This window comes from Vibrio sp. T20, from assembly GCF_007858795.1.
GTDB lineage: Bacteria > Pseudomonadota > Gammaproteobacteria > Enterobacterales > Vibrionaceae > Vibrio > Vibrio satsumensis.
In genome coordinates this window covers 87,585-99,811 of record NZ_VFEB01000254.1, presented here as the reverse complement: position 1 = coordinate 99,811, position 12,227 = coordinate 87,585, and the positions used below count along the sequence as shown (strand labels likewise).

The 12,227-nt window shown below is 44.2% G+C and carries 11 protein-coding genes; 1 reads left to right on the top strand and 10 read right to left on the bottom strand.

Annotated elements, in window-relative coordinates:
- Positions 1 to 799: urea transporter (locus FTW16_RS24005; protein ID WP_146492766.1), on the top strand; the 799-nt coding region annotated here is incomplete at its 5' end.
- A 4-nt stretch (positions 800 to 803) separates the two neighbouring features.
- On the opposite strand, the gene FTW16_RS24000 is transcribed toward FTW16_RS24005, so the two are convergent.
- From FTW16_RS24000 to FTW16_RS23955, 10 genes are all read right to left on the bottom strand, one after another.
- Positions 804 to 2,078, bottom strand: a complete 1,275-nt coding sequence (locus FTW16_RS24000; protein WP_146492765.1) for a BatD family protein — start codon at positions 2,076 to 2,078, stop codon at positions 804 to 806.
- On the bottom strand, positions 2,065 to 3,660 hold the full coding sequence (locus FTW16_RS23995) for a vWA domain-containing protein (protein WP_261383519.1): 1,596 nt from the start codon (positions 3,658 to 3,660) through the stop codon (positions 2,065 to 2,067). The genes FTW16_RS24000 and FTW16_RS23995 overlap by 14 nt, the downstream gene beginning before the upstream one ends.
- Positions 3,657 to 4,823 carry a VWA domain-containing protein gene (locus FTW16_RS23990; RefSeq protein WP_146492764.1) on the bottom strand — a complete coding sequence of 389 codons (1,167 nt, stop codon included), beginning with the start codon at positions 4,821 to 4,823 and terminating at the stop codon, positions 3,657 to 3,659. Before FTW16_RS23990 ends, FTW16_RS23995 begins: the two co-directional genes overlap by 4 nt.
- Complete coding sequence (locus tag FTW16_RS23985) at positions 4,810 to 5,322, bottom strand: DUF4381 domain-containing protein (protein WP_146492763.1); 513 nt, start codon at positions 5,320 to 5,322, stop codon at positions 4,810 to 4,812. Before FTW16_RS23985 ends, FTW16_RS23990 begins: the two co-directional genes overlap by 14 nt.
- The gene (locus FTW16_RS23980) at positions 5,312 to 6,256 is read right to left on the bottom strand and encodes a DUF58 domain-containing protein (RefSeq protein WP_146492762.1); all 945 of its coding nucleotides are present in this window, start codon (positions 6,254 to 6,256) and stop codon (positions 5,312 to 5,314) included. Before FTW16_RS23980 ends, FTW16_RS23985 begins: the two co-directional genes overlap by 11 nt.
- Before the next feature lie 11 nt (positions 6,257 to 6,267).
- Positions 6,268 to 7,296 (bottom strand): AAA family ATPase, encoded by a 1,029-nt coding sequence (locus FTW16_RS23975; protein WP_146492761.1) that lies wholly within the window; start codon positions 7,294 to 7,296, stop codon positions 6,268 to 6,270.
- A 63-nt stretch (positions 7,297 to 7,359) separates the two neighbouring features.
- On the bottom strand, positions 7,360 to 8,391 hold the full coding sequence (locus FTW16_RS23970; RefSeq protein WP_146492760.1) for a tetratricopeptide repeat protein: 1,032 nt from the start codon (positions 8,389 to 8,391) through the stop codon (positions 7,360 to 7,362).
- A complete protein-coding gene (locus FTW16_RS23965; protein WP_146492759.1) occupies positions 8,388 to 8,924 on the bottom strand; it encodes a hypothetical protein in 537 nt (178 codons plus the stop codon). Before FTW16_RS23965 ends, FTW16_RS23970 begins: the two co-directional genes overlap by 4 nt.
- Before the next feature lie 12 nt (positions 8,925 to 8,936).
- Positions 8,937 to 10,247 (bottom strand): anaerobic sulfatase maturase, encoded by a 1,311-nt coding sequence (locus FTW16_RS23960; protein ID WP_409994461.1) that lies wholly within the window; start codon positions 10,245 to 10,247, stop codon positions 8,937 to 8,939.
- A gap of 290 nt (positions 10,248 to 10,537) precedes the next feature.
- Positions 10,538 to 12,118: an arylsulfatase gene (locus tag FTW16_RS23955; protein ID WP_061017566.1), complete on the bottom strand. Its 1,581-nt coding sequence runs from the start codon at positions 12,116 to 12,118 to the stop codon at positions 10,538 to 10,540.
- Between the last annotated feature and the right edge of the window lie 109 nt (positions 12,119 to 12,227).

The following is a 12,227-nucleotide window of genomic DNA, read 5'->3' as shown; positions in this document are numbered from 1 at the left end:
TGTCTACACCAACACCAACACCAACACCAACACCAACACCAACACCAACACCAACACCAACACCAACACCAACACCAACAAGGCAGCTTACGATATTGATAGTGGTATGTATGCGTTAAATGGGGCTTTAATTGGTTTATTTATCGGTAACTTTTTTGGTGTCACACCATTGTTGGTTCTAGTGGCTGTGTTAGGCGCATTACTCACAGTCCCGATTGCCAACATTGTATTCAGATTTAAAAAATATCGCGGTTACACTAGCGCCTTTATCCTCACCTCTTGGCTGATTTATGCTATCCAATCGACCTTAGATCTATCGGCATTTTCTCCATCCAACTCCGTATTGATACCAATAATCAGTTTTGAGGCAAACTCGTGGTTCAACCTACCGACAGTGGTGATCCCGTTGTTAAAAGGGATCAGCCAAGTCAGCTTTATAGACAATGCGTTGTCAGGGCTCGTTATCTTAATCGCCATCGCGCTTAACAACCTAAAGCATGCCACTTGGGTTGTGCTAGCAGTAATAATGAGCACCATTTTCAGTAAGATGATTGGTGCTTCTAACGAACTGGTTGCCCAAGGTTTTTATGGGTACAACGCCATTCTTGCCACTCTAGCGCTTGTGCTCTATCCGCGGATCTCTTGGCCGTTAATCCTATTAGGCATTCTTTTGAGCTGCCTTGTGACACTTGGCTTTCATGAACTGTCACTACTGCCACTCACCGCCCCTTTTGTTTTAAGTACTTGGGGGATTGTCTATCTGTCTGGAGTGATGAAAAAAAATCGCGTTACCAGTTAACGGTTTAATCCGCCTGATTTAGCTGACAAGAGAAAGCTATCAGTACTTTAAACAAGACTAATCGAGAACATTCATTCTTTCGTAGTTTTTCATGCTCAGAGCTTTCCTTATATCTTTGCCATATCATCTCAATACCTTCGACCGTTTCTACTCTGGGGGCCAGCACTCTAGATTGAAAATGCTCCAGTAAAACCAGATAAATCGAACTCTCGAACAAAGGTATATCTTTCTTATAGATAGCTTGAGCTAAACAAAACCATTTGCTCTTAGGCTTTGCTTTAACATAGCGGTACAACAATGCTGTACTCAAAATCACAAGAACAACGATGACAGCGAGTCCGACCAATAGCACCTTGTACTGCTCCATAAAAGAAGCAAAGGTGTGCGACACTTGCCAACTTCGCTCAGGTAAGACAAGAGTTCTTTGCTGTTGAAACTCTGAATCCCACCAAAAAACGCTAACCGCAGGAAGCGTAACCTGGCCAGCGTTGTTCACTATATAAGTCACCCTTTCTAACCTTTGAGCCTGACGCACACCCCTTTGCTCATCATCTCGATACTGAGTTGATTCAGGATATACCAAAAATTGACTCGTTAAGGAATCAGGGAGTGTCGTGATTTCCGGCAAAAGTGCACTGATGGTGTCATGCGCGGATAACGTAATTTCACGAGTGATCGCGTCGCCTACACTGAGCTGTTCTTCCAAGCTCTGTGTGCTTTCATTTTGAGAGACAAGCGTCCACTTTTCTTTTAGCCTAGCTTCAGCACCTGTTAACCATTTCTGATCAGACGTCATATTGGCAGAAGGCTTATGAGCATTGAAAGACAAAGCCTTCGTCATCACCACCCCATCAACATTATTGCTGCCGTGCTTTACGCCAATCTCAAGCGCGACAGGAGGGATTTGATACTCTCCACTATGTAATGGGTAAAGCACAATTTCCCAGAGTTGTTTGGAGTACACTTTCCCATCAATACGTTCTGTGGAGTTCACAGCAAAAGAACTCATAGGCAACACGACCGCATTATCAACCTCGATACGGTGCACCTTGGTGCCTTTGGTGAACCATGTGTCTGTCATCACTTCAATATTGAGAGTAACCTGCTCATGCACTGCAATATCTAAACTGGCATGACTCAGCCAAGTATTAAGTTTTACATTGCCTTGCTCATAGAGTGAGGCTAGCTTCTGACTGTGGGTATTAGGCTGGCTATAAGCAAAATGACTCATTAAGCTAATAGCCAAACACAAAAGCTGAAATAACTTACTTAGCTTCATCTTTCCACTCCGTTTGGTTAGCTACCCCTTGCTGATACTGCAATGCAAACTTGGTTGAGATAAAGCTCGATAGATCACTCTGAACTCGCTTCATCCATTTTTCGTTGGCACCTGGATCACTCAAGATTTGTTCAGCGGATAAGACTTCTTGAATCACTTGATCTTGTTCTACTTGCTGCTTTACACCATCCGAGCGTTTTGGCTTATCACCATTTTCTCGGCTCACCTGACGTTCATTGCTTTTCGATTGTTCCTTCGTAAAACTATCAATATAAGCAATCACATCTTCAACAATCTTTAAGTTATGAAGTGCTTCTTGATTATCAGGATCTTGCTCCAAGATCTCTCGATACAAAGACCTTGCCGCAACAAACTCTTTTTGATTCGCTAATGAAGCCGCCGCACCTAATTGCCCCTGTAAGGTATCACTGCGCATATAGAATTGTTGTGCCACTTCGTATTCGCCAGCTTGGTAATAGGCCGTTGCTTTCCAGTACTCATTTTCAAAGATTTGCGCGGCTTGTTGGTATTCTTGATCTTGATAATACAGAGCTCCCTGCTGATCTTTAGTCAGCCAAATATCGACCAACGAAAACTCTGCTGCGTATAAATTAGGGCTGTAAGTCGCGCTATAAAATAGAGAAACCACAACGCACCATTGAACTAGCCAACCTTTTCTAAACCACAATAAATACGGTACCAGCACCACCCACACCAAAGGGTAACTTGCATCAAACCAAGGCTCAGCTTGGTCTGCTGAAAGCTCAGCAAAAGACGTTACTTTCCCACTAAGGTTATGTATATCTTGGTTATCTTGAGTAAAAGCAACGAAGTCACCATGCACAGAGCTGGCTAATTGCGATAGAGTTTCAATTTCCATAGGTAACGGGGATGGAACATCTTGATTGCCAACACCATAAACAAGCAGTTGATAGCCTTTTTCCTTGAAATAACCTTGATACTCACGGTAAGCCAGTTGATTAACGGCATCGGTCACCAGCAATACTGTTGCATTGTCAGTTTCAGATACCAATTTGTTGATGATAGGTAAGGTATATTCCGCAAACTTCCCCTCTCTTGGCATTACTTCGGGGTGAATAGCCTCTAATAGAGGCTTAAACACCGCAATATCTTGCGTTAAAGGCATCGCTAAATGAGCGGAGCCCGAATAGACGACTAACGCGGTTTTCCCTTTGCCTTGCAGGGCGATAAGCCGCGCTATTTTTTGCTTTGCTCTAAACAGACGACTTGGCGCAACATCCTTTTGTAACATTGACTCAGAGACATCAAGCACAATTACCAAAGGCGTAGTGTCTTCTGCAAAAGGCGAAGGCTGACGATACCAACTTGGCCCAGAAGCAATCACTATCACGACCAAGCAGATGACACTGAGCAAAAAGATCGGAAGGTGCTTAACACGAGACGACTCACCAACACGCAAAGCATCAGACAAGTGCTTGGGCAAATGGGTTACCCACGAATTCTGTTTTTGGCTGCGGCGCCAGTTCATGATCAACACCACAACAAGTGGCACGATTAATAGCAGCCATTCAGGGCGAATAAAATGAAAATTTCCCATCATAAAGCCCTCGCTTTTAGAGTCTCAGGCGTGATACGAAGTCGCAAAACAGATCGAACCACTATAAACACTAAGTGATAGATGAAGGCGATAAGCAAAGGCACATAATGAAGGCTTTGTTTTGGCTGATAACGGTAACTTTCAAACACACTAGGTTCGAGTTCATTGATGGTGTCGTATACGTTATCCAGCTCAGTAGGTGACATCGCTAGAAAGCTCTGCCCTCCCGTTAACTTGGCAACAGTATCAATGACTTCCATATCAATCGCTTGCTCACCTGAAGTGTTCGGGCTCCCCATTGCCACAAGATGAATTTTAATGTTGTGCGCAGCAGCCACTTTCGCGGCATCAATCGGCGGCACTAAGCTGTCGGTATCATTGCCATCGGTAAGTAAAATCATCAAGTGATCTCGGCCAAGATGTTTGTGAGTAAGGCGTTCATGCTCATGTTTTTCAGGAGCAAGGTTTTGATGATCTAGGTTTTGATGATCTAAGTTTTCAGGAACAAGGTCTTCAGAAGAAAGCTGATCAGGTTGAGCGCTATCTAAGCCGGATGGCAGCTCCTGCTTGTCTTTCTGATTCTTGGAAAGAAACGTCTTAATACCCAGACCGATTGCATCACCTAAATGAGTACTTTGCCCTGCCATTGCAGGCTCGGTTTCATTTAACAGCGCTAACCATGCGGTGTGATCAGCCGTAAAGGGCGATTGTAAAAAAGCAGAATCACCGAATACTATCAGGCCGAGTCGGTCGCCACTTCGCTTTTGACTGAACGTGTCCAACACCTCTTTTGAGGCCGCCAAACGAGTCACTTGGTTACCAGCACGATTAGAGAAATCATCTGTTGCCATAGAGCCCGACAGATCCAAAACAATCATTACATCACGCCCAGCTAGCTCTCTCGTCTCTTCAGGCCCTAGCCAAACAGGTTTTGCAGCTGCCAGTACGACTAAAAGCCAACCTAGAATCAGAGAAGAACGTTGCCAAATACCCGCCTTAATCTGGTTTGATCCTTTCTCAGCACTCAGACCTATACTTGATGCTAACGCATCAAAAAAAGGCACTTTCAAGGCAATTTGAGGAGTTTGATGACTCGGCACAAAAGAGTAGATAAGAATCGGCAAGGGCAATAAGGCAAAAACCCAAAGGTATTCAAGCTCGATCATCCGTCCCCCTCACATGGCTTTTTACCCACGCAATGGCGCTTAAACGAATCTGACTTAATTCACTTTCGGTCCAGCTATAATCTGATGCGGGCTTGTATATATCTTGCTGCCATTGCAATAAAAGCACTCGGTCAAAAACCTGATGCGGTGAAGAAACAGTGAGGAACTCCCCCCATTCATTGCCACTGAGCATCGCGACCTTACTTCCAGGGAACGAACAACAAGCTACTTGCTTCAACAGACTGTTTATTCTACGTAACTCCTGTTGCTGGCGCTGATTATCAATGGGGTCTTGTTTACTTCTACTGATCGCTTTTACCGCCAGACGACGATATTTGTTCGCTTTGTAGGAGTGAAAAAGGTGGAACGATTTCCAAGCCCCCCACACTAAGATCAGAACAAATGTGGCTTTCCAACCAATTGTTGTTGGCAACCAACTGACATCAACAGTAGAGGCAGGATCGATAAAACCTTTGAGTAAAACTCGATTATCGGACACAGTAGCCCCCACTCATTTTTTGAATAAAATCAGCGATGTGGTTCCCAGACGTGTCTAATCTAACCACATCAACTCCACCAGCACTCAATAACTGATGGATATCTTGGTAGCCTTGCTGGATTGTTTGGTTGTATCGATGAAGTTTCTCGTTCAATGAGGTATCAGCCAATAGCTGCCACTCACCATCACTGATATGAATCGGTTGAGAAAATTGAAGTTCCAGTTCCATAGGGTCGTTGACAGCGATACCCATCAAATCATTGTGCTGCTTTAACCATTTGATTCGTTGAACATCTTGTTCTGTAGCATCATTGAAGTCGCTGATCATCACGATCAAACAACCCTTTAGATTTTGCTGCGTTAGCTTAGTCAAAGCATCGGATAACCCTGAACCTGAGACTTCTTTACTTTTATGTTCTGCACGAGACAAATCTTGATTCGCGAGTGCCAGAGACTGAAGAATTCGTGCAACATGTGCTGAATGACGTTGGGGTTTGTGCCAGTACAACTGCTCATTTGAAAAGATTAACGCTCCAATGCGATCACTGTCTTTTAATACTTTCCAAGCACAGCACGCAGCAACTTGAGCTGCCGCCACAGATTTCATGGTATCGACCGATGAAAAGAACATGCTACTGCGTTGATCGACGAGCAACACCACCGGCAAATCTTTTTCTTCACTTTGAACCCTGACATAAGGTTCAAGCATTCTCTGTGTGACATTCCAGTCAATACTGCGAATATCATCACCCATTTGATAGTGTCGAAACTCTTCAAAGTTAAGCCCTCTGCCACGGTAACGAGACAAGTGGTTACCGGCTTGTCGAGAACGACTTTTGGTAATGGGTGGCAACGAGAAACCTGTCGACTTCAACTTTGTCGCCATCAGAGATTCAAATGAACTAACAACTCTTACATCATCGGAGACATTCATAACAAGGTTCCCTAAGAGAGAGGCACATTGAGCAATAGCTCATCAACAATCTGTTCTGCGCTCACCGAGTTCGACAAAGCATCGAAGCTTGGAGTAATACGATGACCTAATACCGAAACCACGACCGTTCTCACGTCGTCTGGCGTCACATAATCACGCCCCGCTAACCAAGCATGAGCACGGCTGCATTTGTCTAGTGCGATCGATGCGCGAGGACTTACGCCAACATCAATCCACTTATCTAAATTTGAATCCGGGTACAAATGTGGGAAGCGCGTTGCCATAACAAGATCCACAATATATTGCTTAATGGGCTGCGAGGTATGGATACGCATTACCGCCTCCTTACCAGCTGCAATCTGCTCAACACCACCTTCAAATGCCGCAGCTAGCAATTCATTTTGTTCTTGTTGTAGCGTTCCTGAATCCATACTCTTATTCACTTCCTCATCCATTACTGCGAGCTCTTCCTTACGCACTAGATCAATAATCAACATTTCAGAGTCTCGCTCTGGATAGCCAACATTCACTTTCATCATGAAACGATCCATCTGCGCCTCTGGTAGCGGGTATGTGCCCTCTTGTTCAACGGGATTTTGCGTTGCTATCACTAAAAAGGGTTCTGGCAGTGGCATGGTTTCACCCGCAACCGTCACTGTACCTTCAGCCATCGCTTCTAAAAGCGCGGCCTGAACTTTGGCTGGTGCTCTGTTAATTTCATCAGCCAACACCATAGAACTGAAAATAGGCCCAGGTTGGAACATCAGCTTCGACTGCTCTTGATGATAAATCTGAGTACCAGTTACATCAGAAGGAAGCAGATCGGGAGTGAATTGCACACGGCTAAAAGCCATATTCAATTGTTCCGCCAATATTTTAGCGGCGCGAGTTTTTGCCGTTCCAGGAAGCCCTTCCAATAAAAGATGCCCACCCGACAACAACGCAATCATCATTGATTGTGTGACATGAGCTTGACCGATAATGGATTGGTTCGTCAGTTCAATTAACTGACAAATGGCTGCTCGAGTATCTGTAGACATAACGTTACCTTGTAAGGCTACCTAAATAAGCTGTAATTCCTGAATAGGTATATCAGCGTTGATTTAATTTGGCAGATAGAGTTTTTTTAGTTTCGATACAACATCTTGAGGTGCGACAGATTCAAGTTCAGCAAGGCACTGGTTCGCATCTTGTCCTGCAACTAATAAGGTGTCGCACAAAGCGTATAGATAGGCTGGTTGCTCATGATCTTGATAGATAGCCCGATAGACATTAATCGCAGCCTCAGCATCATGTTCTCGCGCTAAAGTCGCGTAAGTGTATCCATAAGAACCGTTCATCGATTCAAGTTCATACGCATTTCTCAGGCGACGTAGCGCCTTCACGCTTTCCCCAGTTCGCAAGTAAGACAGGCCAAGGCTATAATGCAATGCCGCCGATTCAGGAAACTCTATCAACGTTTGCTTTAAAATAGACTGAGCTTGTTCATCGTCATCAATACCTTTTAAATACTCTGCGTAAGCAATGGCCACCCTAGGCTCTTTATGATTTTCAAATCTATCTAAGTAGATCTGCTCGGCTTGTTGAAACTTGCTTTGTAAGGAGTAGATCCAAGCTCGCTCTAAATCACCATCAAGATCGTTGGAGAGTAAAGTGAGGTGCCTATCGATTGCTGGAGCCAAGCGGTCGAGATACTCACCAGACAACTGAGGCCAAAGAACAATCAAAGTTCGAACTGCTTGAGCTTCAACATCGCGATCAACATCGTCTAGCATTGGGGAGACAACATCCCATTTTGCTTTGCCCTGCCACTGTTCTGCGGCTTGTATTGCAGCCAAACGCATTTGCGGATGTTCAGAGCGTGAAGCTCTAGCGACGGCAATAACCGAATTCGGGCCATAATATATCCCCAAGTTAACAGTCGCAGCTGTACGTTGGTCTATAGGTAGAGCTTCATTTTGAGAATACTCCGCGAGTAACAACTCACGCTGTTCAGCAACAGTGGCCACTTGGCTTGCGCTTCCATTACTTAAAGGTTGAACATTTTTCGCCAGAGAGACTCGAGAATAAAGACTAAGCAAGATTCCAAGGATAATGAGCAGTGCTGCTAACCAACTAACTAACCGATGTTTCATATTGGATGGCGCTCTATATACAGTTGTTGAGATAACTCTTCAGCCCTTACCAAAAGCGCATGCATAAAGTAAATCTCATCCGTTGTCTCGAAGTCATGAAATTCAAGCCATTGATTTAGCCCTTCAAGTGTTTGAGCTTGCTCGACCTTTTCTTGCTTATCGCTTAAGTAACCCAACGTTTTTAAGCCAGAAACCAACTCTTCATAGTTAACCGGAGGCATCATCAAAGTGATAAATTGCGGCTCATTAGTCATTAAAAGTACATCGTAATTCGCTTTAGCTATCTCGTAGTTTGTGCGTTTTAGTTCGTACTTTTCATCGCATTGAGCGTTATTAGGGCGTTTTTGGCAAAGGTTAAAAAGCGAAGCAAATTCTGTATATCGTTCACTTTTAGTTTGGAAAGCCATATCAATCACAGCTTTTACCGATCCTTGATTAAATAGAGTGTCTGTCGGTGAGACCGCTTTGGTCTGGGCGGTAACCGTTTGGCTAATCAGTGCAACAACAAGCAGCACAATAGTTTTTAGTTTCATCAGATAATGCCTCTATTTAAAATTGATCTTCATTGCATCGCCATTGATGCCTTTATTCACTGGGTAGCCCATCGTCGCAACAACCATTGAAATATAAGGATCAATATGTGAGAAGAACTGCTTCCAGCCTGCACACAAATAGTTCAACCCTGTTTCGCCATCGAGGGTTTTGATGAAGCGATTTTTCGGACACTCACCAAAACAAGCAAACTGATAAGCACACTCTCGGCACTGTTTAGGTAACGTTGACTCTTTTGCTCGGCCAAATTCTTCTTGGCCTTTTGAAAATTGCAGATCTTCGAGCTTGGCATCCTTGATATTGCCGAGTTTGTAATCGGGGTAAACGTAATGGTCACAAGCAAAAACATCACCGTTATGTTCAATGGCTAAGCCCTTTCCACACATGGGAGCAAGCGTGCAAAGTGGGTTCACTCGTCCCATCCAAGTTTCAACGCAAGATTCAAAGTACGGTACATTCACGTTACCGATGTCATTCTCTAACCACTCATCAAAAATGGTGCACAAAAAATCACCCCATTGATGAGCAGAAACACACCAAGATTCGACAATTGAATTCGGGTGACTAGGCTCAGTTTCAGGCATACCTTGAAAAAGAATCTCACCTTCTGACCACTTCTGTGGTGCTGTCTCTCGGAATGATTTCGGTTCGACGATAGGGATGAACTGCATCTGTGGTGAGCGAATTTCATCACGTAGAAAGCGGTATACTTCGAGTGGATTTGAACCCGTAAGGTTGTTTACACAAGTCAACGTCGCAAAGTTGACCTTGTGTTTATGAAGAATGTCGACACCTCTCATGGTTTGTTTAAACGAGCCTCGTCCCGATCTGTTGGTACGATAAGCGTTATGAATCATTTCTGGCCCATCAATGCTCAGGCCGACCATGAAGTGGTTCTTGCTTAAAAACTTGCCCCACTCATCATTAAGTAACGTCCCGTTAGTCTGCAGGTTGTTCTCGATTTTCACACCTTTTGGGCAGTATTTTTTTTGCAAGCGGACTACGTCACGAAAGAAGTTCACACCCAATAACGTCGGTTCTCCACCTTGCCAATGGAAAACAATCTCAGGAAAATTTTGCTGCTCAATATAGGTTTTGATGTAGGTGCCGAGCATCTCTTCGCTCATTTGAGTCGCGCAGCCACGCTCATGGCCCAACAACTCTTCTTTACTTAGGTAGTAACAGTAAGTGCAATCAATATTACATGCTGATCCAATAGGCTTGGTCATGATATTCATACGTTTCGCGGGGGCTGCTTTTGGCAACATAATGGTGTTGTGTTGAGCTGATTGGGTCATTGTTATTCCTCTTCTCGTTCACTCACATTCACTGTGCGATTACTTCCCTAAGATGGAAACCTGTAACGGTTATCTAAGGCTATTATTCAACAGCACTTATCAGTCGTAATCAGTAGTATTACGGATTCTGTTCATTGTTAATAAAAACCAAAGATCTCCTAAAATCAAAAAAAGAGCGGTCACTAGGACCGCTCTTTTTAGGGGTTTATCAACTTTTCAGCGGGGGCTGATTTGACTCACCTATCAACTAAAAAATATGACTTTATTGATCAATATTATTAGCTAGTCACTCAATATTATTGGTATTGAGCGCGCTGCCAGATTTGCATCTTATCGGCGATTTTGTCGATAGAGAAAGAACCTGGAACTTGGCGTGGTGGAAATTCTTGGAATGTTTTCAAGAACTGGAATGTGTAAGCCGCACCCAAGTACATGTATGGAAGGTGCTCTACACGCCACTGTTGGTAGCCTACGCCATCTTTATGCGCATTCTCATATGGGTCTTGGCGTAGGTTAAAGATGTAAGGGAAACGCAGCTCTTCGAACTGGCACTGCCACGTTTCAACACCATGACACTCGTTCACAGTGAACATCACTTTCCAGTCGCCCATACGAACGGCTGAAATATGACCATCATCAGCTGCATAAACGAAGCCCTTACGAGGCCACTCAACAGAGTTGTCTGCTGTTGTGTTATTACCTTTCTTAAGAGCCGGCATTAAATCAAAGCCATCTAGATGAACTTTGTACTCTTTACCATTAAGTTTTTTGCCTTTTTTCAGGTCAGCAACAATGTTTTTCTCACCAGCTGCACCCAGGAATGTTGGAGCCCAGTCATTGTGCGCTGCAATTTCGTTTGCAACAGAGCCCGCAGGGATTTTGTTCGGCCAGCGCATCATTGCTGGTACACGGAAACCACCTTCCCACGTTGAGTTCTTCTCACCGTAGTAACGAGATGTTGCGCCATCGGGCCAAGACCATTTCTCTGCACCGTTATCAGTGGTGTACGAAACGATTGTGTTGTCTGCAATTTTAAGTTCATCTAGTTTATCAAGCAGTTGACCGACCATGTTATCGTGTTCAACTAGACCGTCCCCATAAAGGCCACCACGTTTTGACAAGCCTTTAGACTCTTCTTTCAAGTGGGTCCAAACGTGCATGCGCGTTGAGTTAAACCATACGAAGAATGGTTTTTTCTCTTTATGAGCGCGGTCGATAAAGTCTAATGCACCTTCTAGGAACTCTTCATCCACAGTTTCCATACGTTTAATCGTTAGAGCACCTGTATCTTCGATACGACCATCAGCGTATGAATGAATAACGCCACGCGGGCCAAAACGCTTCTTAAATCCGGGCGCTTGTGGGTAATCTGGGTGTTCTGGTTCTTCTTCTGCATTCAGGTGGTAAAGACTACCCATGAACTCATCAAAACCATTAGCCGTTGGTAAGTGCTCATCTCGGTCACCAAGATGGTTTTTACCAAATTGCCCTGTCATGTAACCCTTGGCCTTGAGCATCGTTGCGATTGTAGGATCTTCTTGGCGCATACCTTCAGCAGCGCCTGGCATGCCTACTTTTGTCAAACCCGTACGCATTGGGTGTTGGCCTGTGATGAATGCACTACGACCCGCTGTACAAGAGTTTTCACCGTAGAAGTCAGTAAACAACACGCCTTCGTTTGCAATACGATCAATATTCGGAGTCCAGTGACCAGCTTGACCACGTGTATATGCCGAAATATTGTCGATACCAATATCATCACCCCAGATAGCTAGGATGTTAGGGCGGCTCGTATCCGTCGTCGCATAACTTGCCATTGCAGTTGATGCAAGCGCGGCGCCCATCGCAAGTTGTAGGAAGGTTTTCTTTTTGAACATAGCTCAAGACCTTTTGTAATTTTAAAAGTAATTTCTTTCCGTGAGCTATTATTTAAGAAACATGAATTTGGGTAATCAGTAGTATTACTGATTTAAATGATAGTGATAT

Excerpts from the sequence above, each read along its gene's own strand:
- FTW16_RS23965 (WP_146492759.1), bottom strand. The coding sequence starts at position 8,924 with ATGAAACTAAAAACTATTGTGCTGCTTGTTGTTGCACTGATTAGCCAA.
- FTW16_RS23970 (WP_146492760.1), bottom strand. The coding sequence starts at position 8,391 with ATGAAACATCGGTTAGTTAGTTGGTTAGCAGCACTGCTCATTATCCTT.
- FTW16_RS23955 (WP_061017566.1), bottom strand. The coding sequence starts at position 12,118 with ATGTTCAAAAAGAAAACCTTCCTACAACTTGCGATGGGCGCCGCGCTT.
- FTW16_RS23995 (WP_261383519.1), bottom strand. The coding sequence starts at position 3,660 with ATGATGGGAAATTTTCATTTTATTCGCCCTGAATGGCTGCTATTAATC.
- FTW16_RS24000 (WP_146492765.1), bottom strand. The coding sequence starts at position 2,078 with ATGAAGCTAAGTAAGTTATTTCAGCTTTTGTGTTTGGCTATTAGCTTA.
- FTW16_RS23980 (WP_146492762.1), bottom strand. The coding sequence starts at position 6,256 with ATGAATGTCTCCGATGATGTAAGAGTTGTTAGTTCATTTGAATCTCTG.
- FTW16_RS23990 (WP_146492764.1), bottom strand. The coding sequence starts at position 4,823 with ATGATCGAGCTTGAATACCTTTGGGTTTTTGCCTTATTGCCCTTGCCG.
- FTW16_RS23975 (WP_146492761.1), bottom strand. The coding sequence starts at position 7,296 with ATGTCTACAGATACTCGAGCAGCCATTTGTCAGTTAATTGAACTGACG.